At 56.5% G+C, this 18,248-nt stretch carries 18 protein-coding genes and 1 tRNA gene; 6 read left to right on the top strand and 13 right to left on the bottom strand.

Features of this window, described 5'->3' with window-relative positions; all coding sequences use genetic code 11:
• Nucleotides 1–37: 37 nt before the first annotated feature.
• The 3 genes from AC2FFA_RS20475 to AC2FFA_RS20465 all read right to left on the bottom strand — a co-directional run bounded on the left by AC2FFA_RS20475 (nucleotide 38) and on the right by AC2FFA_RS20465 (nucleotide 3,301).
• Nucleotides 38–1,549: a YonV C-terminus-related protein gene (locus AC2FFA_RS20475; RefSeq protein WP_496853066.1), complete on the bottom strand. Its 1,512-nt coding sequence runs from the start codon at nucleotides 1,547–1,549 to the stop codon at nucleotides 38–40.
• Nucleotides 1,550–2,087: 538 nt separating this feature from the next.
• On the bottom strand, nucleotides 2,088–2,735 hold the full coding sequence (locus tag AC2FFA_RS20470) for a site-specific integrase (RefSeq protein ID WP_496853100.1): 648 nt from the start codon (nucleotides 2,733–2,735) through the stop codon (nucleotides 2,088–2,090).
• Nucleotides 2,736–3,225: 490 nt separating this feature from the next.
• Nucleotides 3,226–3,301: transfer RNA gene (locus AC2FFA_RS20465), tRNA-Val, on the bottom strand.
• Between the two features lie 294 nt (nucleotides 3,302–3,595).
• On the opposite strand from AC2FFA_RS20465, the gene modA reads away from it, so the two are divergent.
• The 3 genes from modA to modC are packed head-to-tail and all read left to right on the top strand — an operon-like array spanning nucleotide 3,596 to nucleotide 6,170.
• Nucleotides 3,596–4,375 carry a molybdate ABC transporter substrate-binding protein gene (gene modA, locus AC2FFA_RS20460; protein WP_254683758.1) on the top strand — a complete coding sequence of 260 codons (780 nt, stop codon included), beginning with the start codon at nucleotides 3,596–3,598 and terminating at the stop codon, nucleotides 4,373–4,375.
• A 5-nt stretch (nucleotides 4,376–4,380) separates the two neighbouring features.
• Nucleotides 4,381–5,073: a molybdate ABC transporter permease subunit gene (gene modB / locus AC2FFA_RS20455; RefSeq protein ID WP_117872975.1), complete on the top strand. Its 693-nt coding sequence runs from the start codon at nucleotides 4,381–4,383 to the stop codon at nucleotides 5,071–5,073.
• Entirely contained in the window at nucleotides 5,070–6,170 is a 1,101-nt protein-coding gene (gene modC, locus AC2FFA_RS20450; protein ID WP_299901467.1) for a molybdenum ABC transporter ATP-binding protein, read from the top strand. Before modB ends, modC begins: the two co-directional genes overlap by 4 nt.
• Here the strand turns inward: modC and AC2FFA_RS20445 are convergent.
• Entirely contained in the window at nucleotides 6,167–7,099 is a 933-nt protein-coding gene (locus AC2FFA_RS20445) for a Hint domain-containing protein (RefSeq protein WP_117872333.1), read from the bottom strand. The two genes, modC and AC2FFA_RS20445, sit on opposite strands and share 4 nt — an antisense overlap.
• Nucleotides 7,100–7,612, bottom strand: a complete 513-nt coding sequence (locus tag AC2FFA_RS20440; protein WP_496853065.1) for a toxin-activating lysine-acyltransferase — start codon at nucleotides 7,610–7,612, stop codon at nucleotides 7,100–7,102.
• 185 nt (nucleotides 7,613–7,797) lie between these two features.
• Here AC2FFA_RS20440 and AC2FFA_RS20435 point away from each other — a divergent pair, with 185 nt between their 5' ends.
• Nucleotides 7,798–8,205, top strand: a complete 408-nt coding sequence (locus tag AC2FFA_RS20435; RefSeq protein ID WP_117872977.1) for a hypothetical protein — start codon at nucleotides 7,798–7,800, stop codon at nucleotides 8,203–8,205.
• Nucleotides 8,206–8,208: 3 nt separating this feature from the next.
• On the opposite strand, the gene hemF is transcribed toward AC2FFA_RS20435, so the two are convergent.
• From hemF to clpS, 4 genes are read right to left on the bottom strand one after another with little or no spacing between them, the layout of a single operon-like run.
• A complete protein-coding gene (gene hemF, locus AC2FFA_RS20430; protein WP_299901474.1) occupies nucleotides 8,209–9,093 on the bottom strand; it encodes an oxygen-dependent coproporphyrinogen oxidase in 885 nt (294 codons plus the stop codon).
• Nucleotides 9,094–9,098: 5 nt separating this feature from the next.
• Nucleotides 9,099–9,899: an SDR family NAD(P)-dependent oxidoreductase gene (locus tag AC2FFA_RS20425; RefSeq protein WP_299901477.1), complete on the bottom strand. Its 801-nt coding sequence runs from the start codon at nucleotides 9,897–9,899 to the stop codon at nucleotides 9,099–9,101.
• Between the two features lie 36 nt (nucleotides 9,900–9,935).
• Nucleotides 9,936–10,901, bottom strand: coding sequence for a class I SAM-dependent methyltransferase (locus tag AC2FFA_RS20420; protein WP_496853064.1), 966 nt, complete (start codon nucleotides 10,899–10,901; stop codon nucleotides 9,936–9,938).
• Between the two features lie 43 nt (nucleotides 10,902–10,944).
• On the bottom strand, nucleotides 10,945–11,286 hold the full coding sequence (gene clpS, locus AC2FFA_RS20415) for an ATP-dependent Clp protease adapter ClpS (RefSeq protein ID WP_496853063.1): 342 nt from the start codon (nucleotides 11,284–11,286) through the stop codon (nucleotides 10,945–10,947).
• A gap of 93 nt (nucleotides 11,287–11,379) precedes the next feature.
• On the opposite strand from clpS, the gene AC2FFA_RS20410 reads away from it, so the two are divergent.
• Together AC2FFA_RS20410 and AC2FFA_RS20405 are read left to right on the top strand one after the other, a co-directional pair.
• Entirely contained in the window at nucleotides 11,380–12,081 is a 702-nt protein-coding gene (locus AC2FFA_RS20410) for an HAD family hydrolase (RefSeq protein ID WP_496853062.1), read from the top strand.
• Between the two features lie 279 nt (nucleotides 12,082–12,360).
• Entirely contained in the window at nucleotides 12,361–13,755 is a 1,395-nt protein-coding gene (locus AC2FFA_RS20405; protein WP_496853061.1) for a D-alanyl-D-alanine carboxypeptidase family protein, read from the top strand.
• 57 nt (nucleotides 13,756–13,812) lie between these two features.
• Here the strand turns inward: AC2FFA_RS20405 and AC2FFA_RS20400 are convergent, their stop codons facing one another.
• The 4 genes from AC2FFA_RS20400 to AC2FFA_RS20385 form a co-directional block, all read right to left on the bottom strand.
• Entirely contained in the window at nucleotides 13,813–15,060 is a 1,248-nt protein-coding gene (locus AC2FFA_RS20400; RefSeq protein ID WP_117872347.1) for a hypothetical protein, read from the bottom strand.
• A gap of 149 nt (nucleotides 15,061–15,209) precedes the next feature.
• A complete protein-coding gene (locus AC2FFA_RS20395) occupies nucleotides 15,210–15,971 on the bottom strand; it encodes a LamB/YcsF family protein (protein ID WP_496853060.1) in 762 nt (253 codons plus the stop codon).
• A gap of 12 nt (nucleotides 15,972–15,983) precedes the next feature.
• Nucleotides 15,984–16,982: a 5-oxoprolinase subunit C family protein gene (locus tag AC2FFA_RS20390; protein ID WP_496853059.1), complete on the bottom strand. Its 999-nt coding sequence runs from the start codon at nucleotides 16,980–16,982 to the stop codon at nucleotides 15,984–15,986.
• Nucleotides 16,979–17,728 carry a 5-oxoprolinase subunit B family protein gene (locus AC2FFA_RS20385; RefSeq protein ID WP_496853058.1) on the bottom strand — a complete coding sequence of 250 codons (750 nt, stop codon included), beginning with the start codon at nucleotides 17,726–17,728 and terminating at the stop codon, nucleotides 16,979–16,981. The genes AC2FFA_RS20390 and AC2FFA_RS20385 overlap by 4 nt, the downstream gene beginning before the upstream one ends.
• Between the last annotated feature and the right edge of the window lie 520 nt (nucleotides 17,729–18,248).

Raw genomic sequence — 18,248 nt, 5'->3', positions numbered from 1 at the left:
GTGAGGAACGTCTGTTCCGCTGCTATGTCAAACGGCACTATGCTACTGCCGCCACCTGACGACCCTCCAATCGGGTAAGCAACTCAGTCTGTCTCTGTCCTTTTGTTTTGACCGGTCCACTGTTGACCTGACCCGTCAGCAGCCAGTTCAGCAGTAGGTTCCGCATTCTATTAGATGGCATGTAGAGCGTTACCGGACGCCTAGGTGAGTAAGCTCGTCCGGTACTGTTTAGTCCACCCACGCGTATTGCAGATCGGAACAGCCACTGTACTAGTTCAGTCAACGCATAGGCATCCGAGAACCTATGCGCCTCATTGCTATTGCGCTTCATACCTAGGAACGTCAGCAGTTGTGGGTTGGGGTGTTGATCATAGAGATACACCGCTGTTGTGCATCCGATATGGTCATTGGTCCCGCGTGTAGTGTTGGGCACAAAGCTGACACCGTTTGTGGTCCACTCCTCGTCAAAGGTCTCCGTGTCCTTGTTGTACACTTCTTCCTTCATCGCCCGACCGAACAGCCGTGTATGCTTTGATAGCCTGCCTGCCTTTGGCTTTTGGCCTGTTACTGCCCCATGCCACAGGTCACGTGCACACGTCAGCATAACGGTTTTGAGGTTTACTCCATACAGTTCTCTGTCTTTGAACTTGCGTAGCTTCTGACCAACCGAAGAACATTCACGATGCGTTTTGATCGTGTTTAGCTGTGCGCAATGTGTCCACTTTTGGTTCCCTATCTCTGGCATGGGTAGAACCGTTAGCGCGTTAGCAACATCTTCTCGCCATGCTGCCTCATCTACTGCATCCAGACGCTCCACCTCCAATGTGAAGCATTCGGGGTGGTCTTTCTGCAGTTTTTGCAGGTACTGCAGCAGCACCGACCCTTCCGAAAGATACGTATAAATCGTCACGGATTTGGGCTTAAGCAAGAGTTCTTTGGGAATGGCGAGGACGAACAGCTTCTCGCTTATGCGATAAAGTGCACCCGACTTGGCCTTGTCATAGAGTGATCGGTTAAATGTCTTGTCCCCTATGCGGTATAGCTCATCCCACTTTTCCGTTGGAACAATACGTCCGTCAGGTTCCTCTTTTGCCATGCCAAGGCCGAGGTAAGCTGCGTCAAAGTCAACCTTTCGGACTGTCTGTTCCACCTCGAAGGGGTTTACGACCTCGTCGATGATGAAGTTGTATCCATCAAGAAGGTTGTCGACTACGATTGTCGGTTTGCCGCCGCTGTCGAAATCAGTACATCTCGCAATCCCCGTGCTTTGGGTTGCCAGAGTTCCAAGCCGGTAGAAAAGTGCGTGAGTGCAAGCGATTGATTTGCCCGCATGGATCAACTTCTCGCAGTGATCGCTCTTGTTGCCACCGTTGTTAACAGGCTCCGTAAGAATGAAATCGGAACCTTTTCGGGCATCTTTGATGAACCGTTCCACCTCACTCAGGTAAGGTACAACGGCGATATATTTCTCCCGCTTTTTGAAGCTGCGGTTGATCTGTGTGGATTTGCCATAGCCACACGGTTTGTCGACAATAGTGATATGGGGCATGTAAGCCTCCTGTGTGCGGCCCATTGGACCAGTTTGGGGAACGTGCTCTAGTGGATGCAGAGCAAATGGAATTGCCCCATTGGGGCGACTGGGAAAAATCCCGGTGAACACGCAATGGCTAAACTAGAAGGATCAATAGCCCTTTTTTCAGTACCTTTGCTTACAGGTCAGCGTGTTTTTGTGTTTATTTACTTATGTTTAGATGAGATCTGCTCCACTCGCATTGGAGTGAAGTAGGTCCAAACCGTCAAAGCAACCTGATCAACGCTGACAAAGCGAAACCTGTATGCTCAATTGACGGAGGGGTATGCTCAAATGAGGGAAGGGTGACGCCTGTTAGTTCTTTAGAGGGAGGGTTAGCGCCTGTGTGTTCATTAGACGAAGGGCTAACGTCTGTGCCAATGCTTGAGGATTACATTGCCAGCAACCGGACAGCCAAAATGCACAAGGGACACTTGTTGTCGCTGGATGTGGGTGAGGGTGGTCCCTGCTGACGCACTGGGGAGAGTTTGACCACCCTGCACTGTATCAAGTCGATTTAAGCAAATTCTACGGCTGCCAGCTTCGCCACGATGTCATCGGTCTGCAGGTGGGTGTAACGCATCAACATCCGCAAGTCCCGATGCCCGCTGATCATTTGGACCTGTGCTAGCGATAACCCGCTTTCCACAAAGCGGGACACCGCCTCGTGCCGAATGTCATGAAATGTAAGATCAACCACGCCCGCCCGTTGCCTGAGACGGTCAAAGGCTAGTCGCACAGAGTTGCCAGACAGAGGCAAACACCTGTCGTCAACGCGTGGCAGGTCCATCAATACGGCAACGGCATTTGGGCTGAGTGGAACTGTACGGGCGCGACCATTTTTTGTTTGAGGCAAGAACACTGTCCGACGTTCAAGGTCTACGTGCTTCCAATTCATTGACAGCAATTCTCCACGTCGCATCCCAGTCGCCAAAGCAAGCGTAAGTAGCGGTTTCATCAGCGGAGACCGAGCTTGGTTCACGGCACCCAACAACGCATGCCATTCCCCTTCCTGCAGTCGTCTCTCTCGGCGGTTGTCAATCTTTGGTCGTCGGATAGGCTTTACTGGGTTTCCTTGTGGCAGGTTCTGCCCCCAATCCTCACAGGCGACATCTAGGGAGTGCTGTAACCAACCCAGTTCCCTCACCACAGTCGCCGCCTTCATGGCTTTAATGCGCTGGTCACGATAGTGGACAAAGTCAGCGGATCGTAGCTTGCTGACCTTCCTGTTGGCCAGCTTGGAGCATTTCCGCAGGAATCCGTTAATTGCATAGCTTTCATTGTCCGCGCACCGTTTCTCGCTCGTGACATCATCTCGGTACTTTCGCAGCACTTCACCAAGTGTCATCTCGGATGCGCCCACACTGAGAGTTGGGGTTAGCAATCCCCTGTCGGCGCTCAACTCCGTCTCTCGCGCCCACTTCGCCGCATCAGCACGCTTTAGAAAGGACTTTGATCGGGATTGCCCGTCCTTCCGTACAGTCGCCTGCCACTTCCCACTAGGCCGTTTTACGATTGTTGCCATGGCCCAAATCTCCTGTGTTGGAGACATCTTTTCCGTTTAAGTGCAGCGGAGGCGCAGCGGGCACAGTTTCATGCGCAGCACAGCAATAGGTGCTAGTCGCGTAAGACCTTGATACATTGTGGGAAAAGGATGGTGGGTGATGAGAGACTCGAACTCCCGACATCTTCGGTGTAAACGAAGCGCTCTACCAACTGAGCTAATCACCCGTGACGCTGCATTTAGCCAAGCCTGCGGGCGGGCGCAAGAGGGTCTGGAAGATTTTCTTGTATTCCTTGATCAGCAGCCGACCAACGTTGCATCGTATGAGCGGTCGACTGAACATACGTGTACTCAGGACCCCCCTCAGGTCAAGGAGTGTGCAACCCAATTCCAGGCAGATCGACAGCAAATGTCGCGCTGAACTTTCGACCCATCATGTTTAAATGGCCAAAGGCGCTTGCGCGCCACCTGTGGCGTCCGATATTCCCGGAGAAACTGAAACGATCCGGTCGGGAATATACATGACCCTATCCTTCGGCCGCCGATTTTGGATGGTGGCACTGGTCTTTGGCATATTGGCGCTGGCCCCAATCAGGGCCGGTGCCGAAGGCATTCTGGTTTTTGCAGCGGCCAGCCTCAAGACCGCTTTGGATGAAATTGTGGTGGGGTATGAAAACCAGACCGGCCAGAGAGTTACTGTTTCTTATGCGGCCTCGTCGGTTCTGGCGCGGCAGATTCAGCAGGGCGCACCTGCGGATATGTTTGTCTCGGCCAACACGGATTGGATGGATGTGTTGGAGCAGGATGGTCTAATTCGGGCGGATTCTCGAGTGGATTTACTGGGCAACGGTCTGGTTCTGATCGGGTCTGATGATCGTGTCGAAATGGGCGAAATCCAACCGGGCTATGACCTCAGGGCGGAATTGAAAGATGGCTATCTGGCCATGGCACTGGTTGATGCGGTGCCTGCCGGGATTTATGGCAAAGCGGCTTTGCAGAGTCTGAACCAGTGGGAAGCTGTGCGGAATCAGGTGGCGCAGGCCGACAATGTTCGCGCTGCGCTGGCTCTGGTGGCAGCAGGGGCCGCGCCATTGGGGATCGTGTACCAATCAGATGCCAAGGTGGAGGAAAGGGTCCAGGTCGTTGCGACTTTCCGCGCCGACCTGCATCCACCGATAATTTACCCTGCGGCACTGACCCTCAATGCAAAAGAAGGAGCACACGCTTTCCTTGAACACCTGAAGACGGATGCTGTCACGGCTGTATTTCTGGAGCAGGGATTTACCCTGCCGGGCAGGTGATTGCCTTGGATTGGTTAGGGCCTGCAGAAGTTGAAGCCTTGAAACTTTCACTGCGCGTGTCCTTTTGGGCGACGCTGGCGACTTTGCCGTTTGGGATATTTGTCGCTTACGCTCTGGCCCGCTGGCGGTTTCCCGGGCGACAGGTTTTGAATGGTCTGGTGCATTTGCCGCTGATCCTGCCGCCTGTTGTCACCGGATACCTGTTGTTGCTGACCTTCGGCATTCAAGGGCCACTGGGTCGGATCTTGGCCGAGTTCGGGATCGTAGTGGCCTTTCGCTGGACAGGTGCAGCCCTTGCCGCCGGAATCATGGCCTTCCCTTTGATGGTCCGGGCGATACGTTTGTCGATCGAAGCGGTGGACCCGAAGCTGGAACAGGCAGGAGCAACACTGGGCGCGTCGCGCCCGATGGTGTTTTTTACCGTGACCTTACCGATGATTCTACCAGGGGTCATAGCCGGGTCTATTTTGGCTTTCGCCAAGGCCATGGGTGAATTCGGTGCGACGATCACTTTCGTGTCCAATATTCCGGGTCAGACGCAGACATTGCCTTCGGCTGTTTACGCCTTTTTGCAGGTTCCAGGCGGCGAGGCCGCTGCGACGCGGCTGGTTCTGATCTCGATCGTCATCGCGATGAGCGCGTTGTTGCTTTCAGAATATGTGGGACGCCGCGCCGCCGCGCGGGTGGCCGGATCATGAGCCTGTCTGTTCGGTTGCACCACCATCTGTCAGGGATAGATCTGGACGTCAGTTTTGATGCACCCCCCGGCGTAACAGTGCTTTTTGGGCGCTCCGGATCGGGCAAGACCACCATTGTCAACGCAGTCGCAGGGTTGCTGCGGCCCGAGGCGGGACGTGTGTCCGTGGATGACTGGGTTCTGTTCGACACGGAAAAGGGGCTCTGGCTGCCGCCGCATCGGCGTCGATTGGGATATATTTTTCAGGAAGGGCGGTTGTTCCCTCATCTGACCGTGCGTCAGAACCTTGCTTATGGGCGATGGTTCGCGCCGAAGAATACACGACGCGAAGACCCCGACAGGGTCATCGACATGCTGGGCATCGGTCATCTTCTGGACCGCAGGCCTGCCGGGTTGTCAGGCGGTGAGAAACAACGCGTCGCCATCGGGCGGGCCTTGTTGGCAAGCCCGCGATTGATCCTGGCAGATGAACCTCTGGCGGCACTGGATGATGGGCGAAAAGCGGAAATCCTGCCCTATTTCGAGCGTCTCAGGGATGAGGTTTCGGTTCCGATCCTCTATGTGACGCACTCGGCTGCTGAAGTGGCCCGATTGGCAACGTCCGTCGTTGCGTTGCAGGATGGCAAGGCCGTTCGTCATGGGCCCGCATCCGAAGTTCTTGCCGACCCGTCTGTGGCCCCTACGGGTGTCCGTGCCGTCGGGGCCGTGTTGCAGGTTCAGGTTGCAAAGCATCATTCCGATGGGCTGACGGAATTGAATGCCAATGGCGCACGGTTGTTTCTGCCTCGCATTGCGCATGAGATCGGAGCTAACTTGCGTATTCGTATTCCTGCGCAGGAAGTGATCCTGTCGAACAAAAAACCCGAGGGGCTTTCGGCGCTGAATGTGCTCAGCGGCACTGTCGAAGAGATCCGGTCGGGCGAGGGACCTGGTGCGATCGTGTCCGTAAGGACCCCGGCGGGCAATGTGCTGGCGCGGGTCACGCGTCGATCTGTTGCGGCCCTTAACCTGCAACCGGGCAGCACATGTCATGCGGTGATCAAGACGGTTGCATTGGCCCCGCAGGATGTCGGCGGACATATTGTGGCCGGTAGTTAGTCTCGGGCGAGGGCGCGGGCTTCGTGTTCGCGCAGTATCAGACGAGCCGCGCGCCCGAACCCGGTATGACCCGGGGTCGGCCTGTCCGGGAATATTGCGGCCAGCTCCCGCAACGCGTCAGAGGACAAGGTATACAGCGCCTCTTCCCCCAGAAACAGGCTTTCGGCCAGCGCTCCGTTGGCGCTCAGGATTTCGTGTCGGTCCAGCAGGACGTGGAGATATTCGATGGCTTCAACAGATGTATCGATGCCAATGCCGGGCCATCCGCACAGGTGTTTGGCGGCAACCAGGGCTTCGGATGCGCTGAAAAGCAACTCGACCTTCGGGCCCTTTACCAGAATTCTGTGCTGTTGTGACACGAGAAGGTCGCGAGAGGGTTCGTTCGGCCCCAGACTGCCCGCCGAGATACGAACGGGGCGCATAACAGGTTCATCGCATAATCGTTCGCGTGGAATCGTACTGCTTTCGATCCAGCGGATGGGTTGCAGACCGTTATCCTCGGTAGCCACCTTGTGACCTACCTCCAGCGTTTCAATCGCAGTTGGGCCGTTTTCAGTCTCAATCAGAGTTCCGGCTGCAAAACAGACGCCTTCAATCCTGATGACCACTTCCACCGGGTCCGGTGTGCCGGTGAATGGAAGGGTGAATGGGCCGACTTGCGTTGTACCCGAGACGCTGATGAAGAAAGAATCGAAGACAACTTCGCCTTTGTCGAGACCATCGAAAAATGTCGGGTCGACGGTATAGGTCCACTCTCCTGTGTTCGGGTCGATCGAGGCGGTTCCGTTGGCGGGCTGTGCCGCTATCGTCCAGGTTTGTGTGACCGGATTGAAGTTTCCATTGTCCAACGTGGGTTGTCCCGTCTCCACGTTGGGCGGGAAACCAGTCACATCCCCGGTCAGTTCGCCTGTGATCGGAACTGAAACCAATTAACCCTCGCCTTGCTGCAACACGCGTTCAAATTCCTTCTTTCGATACAGGCGCATGTGAACTTCGCCTGCTTCATCCCGCGTCCATTCGACAATCCGATTGCGTGTCATGTCACTGTCCATCCGGTTGGTGCGCACACGCTGGTGCGGGATCTCCTGCTTGAGGATATCAACAATTTGGCTGGTCTGTCCAAACGGGGCCACCAGATCGATGATCCAGAAAGAGGGCCCGCTGGTGAAATCCGCGTCTGTGAGGGGTTTTCCTTTTACTGCATAGCGGTGCTCGACCTCGGGGCTGAGCCCGGCGAACGTGACAAAGCCTCGGGGGAATCCGTTCTGTCGGAAGATATGGTACTGGCCCAGGCGAAACGGGGTTTCGAACGCATACAAAACCTGTGCCAGACTGCGTTTCTGATGTGTTGTCGTCAGCCCTGCCAGATAGAACATTGCTCCCAGATCCGAGTATTTCTCAGGCGGGAAATCAAACCAGACTTTTGGAAACGTCTTGCTCAAAGAAATGCCCAACAGTGTAACGGGACCCAAAAATTTACAGAGAGTGTAATGCTTTCCTGCAATTTGAGTAGAATTAATTCGCTGTTGTGGTCAGTGTTACAGGTTCGTTGGCATGTCCCGCTTTACTCGCAGGTCCTCCCGGCTATGTTATTGGTATCGGCCCCTTGTTTCGGGATATCTGGATTATGCGTTTAGTAAAGTCTTTCGCTGCTGCTGCACTTTTGTTGATACCTGCAATGGCCGAGGCTGTTGGGTTCGGTCTGTCCGTTCGACCGCAATTTCGCACGGAAATCACTCCGATGCCGGACGGTGTCTATGAGGTCAAGGCCATCGGATCGTCGGCGCCCGTGAACTATTGGTGTGGGATCGGGGACTATGCGATCCGCTCGCTGGGCGTCCCAAACAACCAGCGGATCTATATCTGGCGCGCCTATGAACCCGGTGTCCGGACCGTGCAATTCTCGCTGACCCCGCCGCCGGGGGCGGATACCAAGCCCGGGTATTCCATCACCGTCAGGAAAGTTGGGGCAAATATGTCGGCGTCGTCGGCGCAGAACTACTGCTATGACAATTTCATCATGGACACGTTCTAAGCGTCAGACCCATTTCGCCAACGGCGGCAGGCTCATCAGAACCGCGTCCGGGTCATGTCCGGTTTCCAGTCCGAACTTAGTGCCGCGGTCATAGACCAGATTGTATTCCGCATAAAGACCGCGATGCACCAACTGAGTGTCTTTGTCGGAGTCCGAGAAACCCTGTACACGCCGTTTTTCAACCAATGGCAGGAAAGCCGGCAGGAAAGCCCGACCGATATCCTGCGTCAGGGCGAAATCCGCCTGCCAGTCTCCGGTGCAATAATCATCCATGAAAATACCGCCTACGCCGCGTGCGCGTTTGCGGTGGGGGATATAGAAATACTCGTCTGCCCACTCCTTCAGACGTGGATAATGTCCGGGGCCATGCGGGTCCAGATGAGCCTTTTGGGTCGCGTGGAAATGCGCCGTGTCTTCATCATACTCGATGCAGGGGTTCAGATCTGATCCGCCACCAAACCACCAGGCGTGCGGGGTCCAGAACATCCGAGTGTTCATATGCACCGCTGGAACATGCGGGTTCTGAATATGCGCCACGAGGCTGATCCCCGAGGCCCAGAAACGTGGGTCTTCGGTCATCCCGGGAATGCCTTTGCGTGCTGCCATTGCCTGTTGTGCACGCTCGCCCAGGGTCCCGTAAACTGTCGAGACATTGACCCCGACCTTTTCAAACACACGCCCGCCTCGCATCACGGACATCAGACCGCCGCCTGCGTCAGAGCCGTCTTCGGACTGGCGTTTGGTTTCCTTCACTTCAAACCGGCCGGGTTTCATGTCGGAAAACGGGCCGGCATCGTGGCTGTCCTCCAACGCTTCGAACGCGGCAACAATGTCGTCGCGCAATTGGCGGAACCAGGCAGAGGCGGTGGATTTTTCTTTTTCGAACATGGGTCTTAATGCGCAGGTGCGGCAACAGGGTCAAGCAATGTGCGGCCGCCGTCGATTGTCAGGATCTGGCCGGTGATGAATCCGGCTGCATCCGATGCCAGGTACTGCGCGGTTTCCGTCAATTCGGTGGCCGACGCGATGCGGGCAAGCGGTGTGTGCTTTTCGATATCGTCTCGGAAGTCTCGGTTCTCTCTCAGCGTCGATTGAAGGGATGCGCTCATGACCGAGCCGAGCGCAATCGAATTGACCCGGATGCGGTTCGGCGCCAGCGCCACGGCCAGTGAACGTGTCAACTGATCCAACGCGGCGGTCGACACGGAATAGGCCATCAGGTCCGGATGCGTGCGCCGGGCTGCGATTGAAGACAGGTTGATGATCGATCCTGCCGGGCTTTCATCGTCATCCCCGGACTGTTTGATCATACGCTTTGCGACCAGTTGGCTGAGCCGCAGGGCAGGCATCAGGTTCTGGTTCAGCAAGGTGCGCATCGAGTCATCATCAGGGTCCAGCGGATCAGACTGGATCACCTGGCGCGCCCCGTTGATCAGAATATCCACCTGATCAAACGCATCCAGTGTTGCCGACAGTAAATTGGCAATGGTCAGCTTTTCGCGCAGATCGCCTGCGAAGTAGCGAATATTGCCGTCCTCTGCCTGTTCCCCAACCTCATCGACCAGGCTTTTTTCATCTATATCGGCGAACATGACGTTTGCGCCCGCATCTGCGAAATGCCGTCCTATGGCCAGCCCGATGCCATTGGCCCCGCCTGTAACGATTGCTGTCTTGCCTGCGATGGAAAAGGACATACGAATCCTCCTGAATTGGGGGCAGGTTAGCGAGCCTTAGCGTCGAGGGCGAGTGGCCTGAAACACCTTGAACCGGTTGTCGCCGGCGACTTCATTGACCTGAGTGAATTGTTCGTTCAGCGTTGTCTCGTATGGAAGGTGGCGATTTGCCACCATCCATAGGGTACCGTTGCGGGTCAGATTTCGCGCGGCAGCGATGATGAACCCCTGACCCAGCGTTGGATCCGCGCTGCGTGAGGTGTGAAACGGAGGGTTCATCACCACAGTGTCTATAGGCTCTGGCGCAGTCCAGGTGACGGCGTTGGCCCAATAAAACCGGGCCTTCGGGTCAGATGCGTTGATACGCGCGCAGTTGAGGGCCAGGTTGTCTGCTTCGACAAGGTGCACGGATTTCACAGTGTCGCGCTTCAGGATCTCTGCGGTCAGATACCCCCATCCTGCACCCAGATCCGCCACGTGAGGCCCCAGCTTGGCGGGCAAGGCGTTCAGCAACATAGCCGAAGCAAGATCAATCCCGTCGGCTGAAAACACACCCGGTGCCGTGTGGTATCCATCGACCATCTGCGTATTTGGCGCGGCCCAATCCGCGAAGGTCTGTGTGTCAGCCTGAAACCAGAAAATTTTACCGTGGGCTTTGGATAGAGGCCCTTCGACCGAGGTCCTTTTGCGTACATCTTTCAGAATGCTGTCCACACCGTCGGTCTTTGCGCCATCGATCACGACAACGCCTCGGGCTCGTGAACTGGCCAGATGGATCATCGCCCGCGTCAGCGCCTTGGCGCGCGGCAAAAACACAATGACATCCTGACAGGGGCCGTCTGTTTCTGGCACCGTGTCAAAGCCCTGCGCAGCAAAATGGTCATGAAAAGGTTTGAACGGTTGCACCAGCTGCGCCCCTTGGGGAAGCACTGACAAATCATGGTCTGGCACGGGGCAGATCACGCTAAGAGGCAGCGACAGCGACAGGCCGTTTTGCAATGCAAGTTCCAGGCGAGGGGACATGGGCGATTCCAGCAGAAAGTGGGTGAGCGTCAGGCAAAATGCCTTATTCTTCGCGTTCCATAGTGCATTGCAACGGGTGCTGGTGCCTGCGGGCAAAATCCATCACCTGGCCAACTTTGGTCTCAGCAATCTCATGACTGAAGACGCCGACGACGGCTACACCTTTTTTATGCACGGTCAGCATGATCTCGAACGCTTCCGCATGGGTCATGCCAAAGAAACGTTCCAGCACATGAACCACGAACTCCATCGGCGTGTAATCGTCGTTCAGCAACAGCACCTTGTACAAAGGCGGACGCTTGGTTTTAGGGCGCGTCTGCAGCAGGACGGACGCGTCGCTGTCGTCGGCCGGTTCGTCAGACATCATCCAGGTCTTTTCCAGCATCGTAGGCAACGGTCCGATTCAGGCTTGGGGTTTATCTCCGCGCTTATATAACGTGGGGATGGCCGGTGAAAAGAGCAAGCGGACGTAAACAAGATGACTGACAGGCTGACGACAATCGGTTTCGATGCGGATGATACCCTTTGGCACAACGAGCGATTTTTTCAGCTGACGCAGGCGCATTTTGCTGAATTGCTGGCCGAGCATGCCGACCGGGACCATCTGATGGAGCGGCTTCTGGCGGCCGAAAAGCGCAACATTCGACATTACGGTTATGGTATCAAGGGCTTTGTCCTATCGATGATCGAAACCGCTATCGAGGTCACTGACGACCGTGTTCCGGCCTCGGTCATTCGCCAATTGATCGAAGCCGGCCAAGAAATGCTGGCCTATCCGATCGAGCTGTTGCCCCATGCCCGCGAAGCCGTGGAAGGCATGACCGACTTGTGCCGGGTTGTTTTGATCACCAAAGGGGATCTGATCGATCAAGAGCGCAAACTGGCTCAGTCGGGTCTGGGCGATCTGTTCGCCGCTGTGGAGATCGTGTCTGAAAAAACCCCTGACACATACCGGTCCATATTTGACCAACACGGTGACGGCCCGGCGAGTGCGATGATGGTTGGCAATTCCATGCGATCTGACGTTGTGGCTCCGATTCAGGCTGGAAGCTGGGGGGTTCATGTCCCGCACGGCCTTGTCTGGCAAGTGGAGCATGCTGAAGCCCCGGTCGACAGTCCCCGATTCCGGGAGTTGAGGGATTTGGGCGATTTGGTCGATCTGGTGCGCAGCCTGAAGTGATGTTGCCTTTTGGCCGCAGTTCCACAAAAACCCAGCCGGGTGTTGACCCAGTTCTGCCTCAATCGCGCATCTGGTGCCCTTTGGGCAGTATCTGTCTAGATATAGCCCTGTTCGGGCGGCGTAACGAAACCGCGAAAAGCTCAGCTTTCGGTTTATTTCACTAGGTCTCTGTGATAGTCTGTACGATAATAAAACAAAATTTGCTGACCGGGAAAACCCGGCGGCGCGAGGCAGACAGAGGCAAACACCGTGCAGATTCGGCGGACAGTTCCGGCCCGAATGGGCTTATTCCTTATAGCGTTGCTATGTGTGCTGGCGTTTGCGCCGCTCAAATCCATGGCGGCACCCTACGCTGCGATGGTGATTGATGCCCGAACCGGAGAGGTTCTGCATTCGCGTAACGCTGACACTCGGTTGCATCCGGCGTCGCTGACCAAAATGATGACGCTTTATGTTGCGTTCGAAGCCGTGCGAAACGGTGAAATCACGTTGGATACCCAAGTTCGGATCACCAAGAAGGCAGCGGCCGAGCCGCCGTCGAAGCTGGGCCTGCGCTCGGGTCAGACGATTGCATTCCGGTATCTGATCCGTGCGGCAGCCGTAAAATCGGCCAATGATGCGGCCACCGCCATCGGGATTGCCATCAGCGGGTCCGAGGCGGCCTTTGCGCGGCGCATGACCCGGACCGCGAAAGCAATGGGTATGGGCCGCACGACCTTCAAGAACGCCCATGGTCTGACCGAGTCGGGGCACCTGTCCACCGCGCGCGACATGACCACGCTGGGGCGGCATCTGCTGTATGATTACCCGCAGTATTACAACCTGTTCTCGCGGCAATCGACGCATGCTGGGATTAAGACTGTTCCCAACACCAATCGCCGCTTGCTGGCCGCCTACAAAGGAGCTGACGGTATCAAGACCGGGTATACCCGTGCGGCGGGCTTCAATCTGGTGGCGTCGGCGAAACGCAAGGACGAGCGCATCATCGCAACCGTCTTTGGTGGAAAATCCGGTGCCTCGCGCAACGCCAAGGTTGCAGAGCTTCTGGATATGGGTTTCCGTCGTGCCCCGTCGCGCGCACCCATTCGCAAACCGGCACGCCCCGCTTATGCGGGCAATACCGGGCTGGGTGGCAATACGCAGGTGGCAAGTGTGAGCGGCGCGCCAAAATCCAGCTTGCGCCCGATTGTACGGCCAACTGCGGCAACGCAGGTGGCAAGTGCTGTTGCGGCGGCAGCCGATCAGAACAGCGATCGCATCACCAGCGGTATTGCGGCGGCCATTGCCGAAGCGGATATCGCGCCTACTGCCCCGCCTGTCGAAACCTCAGATACCCGTCCGGCATTGCGTCCGGACAATCTGGTGCTGGCGTCGACCGAAACCTCCAAACAGCCAGAGCCCGAGCAGGAGGTCGTCACCCGCCTGTCCTCGTCCGGTGGTCACCTGTGGGGCGTCAATGTGGGTCGCTACACCACGCGGTACGAGGCCGAGAAGGTTTTGCTGAAGACTGCATTGTCGGAAATGACCACGCTGGAAGGCACGCTGCGCAAGGTAAACCAAAACTCGCGTGGTTTCGATGCAACTTTTCAGGGCATGACCCGCGAACAGGCTGATCTGGCCTGTCGTCGTCTGCAGGCCCGCAACGTCACCTGTTTCATGATCGGGCCGTCATAAGGTTCGGCATATTCTCTCCTGAACGGGTCTGGGCTGCGGTGTTCCGCAGCCTTTTTTTCAGTCGAAAACGTGACCGTGCTGGTATTGTTCATCCTGTCCGGCGGCAGCCGTCAGGGCGGCGACGTTGTCCTTGGTGAAGAACCCGTCGTATTTGTGACACCGCTCGATATACTCGGTAATCAGCAGGGTGTGCTTCGAGTGTTTCGAGAAGATCTGTTTCAGGTTCGGGTCATCTTTGCACTCACCCACCACATGGGCTAGAAACGGCACGCCCTTGTCCTTCAAGGTGTTCACCACGAAATCGACGTTCTTTTCCCCGGCGCCGTGATCGCCATCCTGAATCTCTACGGCCATGTGGTGTAGACGGCGGCCAAAATTGCGCACGAAATCTTCGGTCGGCATTGGCAGTTTGGCGAAGGAATTGACGAAAGATGGCGTGTTGTTTGCGGTGAAAACCTTTGCCGGAGACTTTTTGTCATCGTCCACGTTGCCGCTGCGGTTCACGTTGGTCGATGAGTTCATGTCGAATATGTTGTAAGCACCCCAGAAATAGTAGGGCACCATGGTCAGGAATTCGAGGATCGCATCCTCGCGCTCACCCGCCAGCACCCGGGTCGCAAGATGGTCGATTCCCAGCATCAGCGGGGCGATCCTGCTTTCGGTTCCGAAGGCGGCGGCCCGTTCCAGACGGGCCTGTTCCGTATTGCTCAGCAACACGCGATCCCCAAGGCCCAGACTGTCGGTGTCGTTAAAGTCGTGGGGCGAATACCCAACCCGGTTGCAGGTAAAGTCCGACGGCGTGGTGAATCGGAATCCGTCTGATGTGTAGAACGGGTTCTCGGTGTCGCCGGAATACTCGAAGCGTATGTTCTGATCCTCAAGTGCTCCGGTCAGCGCGTCCAGATCACTGGCAGCGAAAACCTCACCTACATAACGCGTCTGAGGCATGTTGCGCGCCAGCGGGTACATGCGGTTGATGCGGGGGATGAAATCTTCAAATCCGGGGCTGAGCGGGGCCATCAGGATAAGCGCGGGATAGTCGGGATGCGAATGCAGAACCGAAAATCTGTGGGTCTGCCCCAGATAGCTGGCGGTGTGCCGATAAGGCGTCATCACGTAAAGCTCGACCATTGTGTCGAACAGCGCACCGGGTTCGACCTGAATGATAATGGCCTTCATTGCGCCAACCTGATCCGTGACGCCCGAGCTTGTCCGGCGTTGATATATCTTCGGAAGGTATTCATTGAAGAAGTCCGAGTTCTTCTTGTCGCCTCGGGGCTGATAAGACATCAGATCAAATGACATTCCACGACCTCCTTGCACGTGCCCGCTGTGGGTCAATGCATTGTTTGCAATTATGGTATTCAGAATATGCGTTTGCCCGTCATGCTAAGCGCTGAGACCTGCACGGGCAACAGTCGTAAAATTGGGCTGCTGGTGTTAACGCATGATGTTCAGCGGGTGAATTTCGTCACCTCTACACCGCCCCCGATCAGGCTTTCACGAACTGAGCGGGCAATCTGAACGGCAGTCGGTCCGTCCCCGTGAAGGCAAATCGTGTCGATGGATGTCTCCAGCCGCTTGCCGCTTTCGGTGATGATCGCGCCTTCACGCACCATGTTCAGGATGCGTGGTCCTGCGACATCTGCGTCGTGGATCACGGCTCCGGGCAGGCTGCGGTCAACCAATGTTCCGTCGTCATTGTAGGCGCGGTCGGCAAAGATCTCGCCCACCCAATTGCAGCCCAGCTCGCGCACGGCGTCTTCCTGTTTCGTCACGGCAAGAACCATCACGATGATGTCAGGGTCGACGTCCAGCGCGCCCTGATAGCAGGCCCGCGCCATATCAATATCAACCGAACACATATTGGCCAGTGCTCCGTGCAATTTCAGGTGCCGTATTTTAGTGCCGACCGCTCTGGCCACGCCCATCGCCGCACCCAATTGATACCGCACCAGATTGCACAGGTTGCCTTGGGACAGCTTCATGTTCCGGCGACCAAAACCTTGCAGATCGGGAAACCCGGGATGCGCGCCGATGCCGACACCATTCTCGGCCGCCAGCTTCATTGTAGATGCCATTACATCCGGATCACCTGCATGAAAGCCGCAGGCAATATTGGCGGAGGTGATGATTTTCAGAAGGCTTTCGTCATCGCCCATTTTCCATGGGCCAAAGCTTTCCCCCATATCGGCATTCAGATCGACGCTTGGCATCGGCACATCTCCTCAGTCGGTGGCAGAGATCACTCCGCTGATCAATTGGTAGGACAACAGGTCCGGGATGTCATGCGGGTCACGCACCAGCGCCTCGACTTTTGAGGGCAGGCGGGCAAGATCCGCCAGGAATGCCGAGTGCAAATCGGTGGCCTGATCCAAGCTCACAAATTCGAACGTGATCGCTCCGCCAGCGGGCGTCTGCGCTGCGCGGGGCATGTCGCAGGGCAAAACGGTCGCGATGCGAGGGTACCCTCCTGTGGTCTGGCATTCAGGCAACAGGATGAACGGGTCTCCGGTTCCGGTCATCTGGATGTCGCCCGGGGTGATCACCTCGGACAAGATGTTCAGTTGGCCAGTGGCCGCGAACCCGTCTCCGTCACTGTCCACTTGCATTCCCATACGGTTGGCGCGGGCGCCACGATGGAATGAGGTGTGGACAAATCGATCAAGCGTTGCGTCATCAAACAAGGACGTCTGAAAACTGGCTACGACGCGTAACACGCCACCCGAGAAGCGCTCGGAAGGGGTCAGTTTCAAACCTGCGCCGCCTGCATCCGGACCACATGTCAGCCTGTCGCCTGGCTGCACTGCTCGCCCGATCCGTGCCGTCAGGTGCGCTGATCTAGATCCAAGAAAAACCTCTGAATCGATACCGCCCCCAAAGTGAAGATAGCCGTAATTGCCTTGCAGGGCCGCACCGGTGATCAGCCGTTGTCCGGGCTCCAAGCGATGCGAGGCGTTCCAGGCCACGGGGCTGCCATCAATACTGGCCTGCATCCGCGCACCAGTCAAAGCGATGCGCATGTTCTGTGTGGCCTCAAACTCGCCACCCATTCCGGCCATTTCCAGCGCGGCGAGTTCCGGGCTCTGTCCCAGCAATGCGGCCCCTTCACAAAGGGCCAGTGTGTCGGCAGCACCAGACCGGGACAGGCCCTGGTCCAGATAACCAATGCGCCCGTGGTCCTGGATGGTGCAAGTCGGGCTGATCTGGTGGACGATCAGGCTCATGGCGCAATCGCCTCGCAGGTTGCCCCGCCCGTGCCATCCTCATTGTTGGCCTTAATGTGATCCAAGTCTTCGCGGGAAACGGGCTCGAACATCAGTTCATCCCCGGGGTTGAGGGCGAATGCCTCACTTGTCTCAGGTCGGAAACACCGAAAAGCTGTCTGCCCGACATGTCGCCACCCGGTTGGCGTCGGTCCGGAAAACAGCACAAACTGAGATATTGCAAGAACCAGAGCGCCTTCGGGCACCATGGGGGTCAGGTTTTGCAGCCGCGGAATGTTGAACTCGGGGGGCAATGGCCCAAGGTAGGGTTGCCCGGGGGCAAACCCTATCGTCAAAACCCGCACGCGGGACCGGCCAAGCCGCCGTATCGCTTCTGCCGGCGCGAGACCGGCAGCAGCAGCGGCATCGTCCAGCTGTGGCGCAAGGTCGGTGCCATAGACCGTCGGTATGCGCCATAGCCTGCGGCTAGTTGGAAGCGGCGTATTGTACCAGTCCCTTTGGTCAACTAGGTCCTGAAGCTTGTGCAATATCTGCTGATGGGTGGTGCGTTGCGTGTCGAACCGAACATACGCCGAGGCCAATGAGGCTGATGACTCTGTGACCTCTGACCACTGAAGCCGATCCACTTCAGATCGAAACGCCAGCGCCGCTCGGTTCGCGGTCTCAGACATTGTGTCCGCAAAAGTTACAAGCGCTCCGTCAAACCCGACGGTTCTGACCAAAGGGAACGGAAGGTGACGTGCCATGCCTGTCTCGCTACTGAAGCCGAAAACGAATTGCCGGGACCAGAGCGCATCCCGGAGAGATGTGCAAGATAGGTGATCAGAATGCGGGCCCACTGAAGGCGCGGTCGGACTTCTTAATGTCTGGTTGTCAGACTCGCCATGGTTCGAAATCTGATATTTGAGGGATTCCATGCTGAATCCGTTAAAGTCAGCGAGTCGACTCGCTGATTTGAGTCGCGCAGCCTTGTGTCCAGCATTGGTCAAATCCCAATATATAGTAGTGTCGCCTTTTGCCTTTGGTGCTGATCCGTGGTCACCCGATGGAAAAAGTCCGGGTCAGCAGGTATGAGGTGGCCTTTGAGGTTCTTCACTGCATTGACTTTAAACAATTTTTTGGGGTGTTTCAAAAAAATGCTCAGCGGCGTCATTTTCCACTTGCGGCTTTGTCGGGTTATACTTAGAACCCCCTTCACCGGCGCTGCTGAGGCGGTGCTGACGGGCTGGAGAGACGGTCGGACGCATCGGAGAGACGGTGGAGACG

The organism is Ruegeria sp. YTSB088, assembly GCF_059609825.1.
Note: the sequence above shows the minus strand (reverse complement) of the source record. Positions and strands in the feature narration are given on the sequence as shown.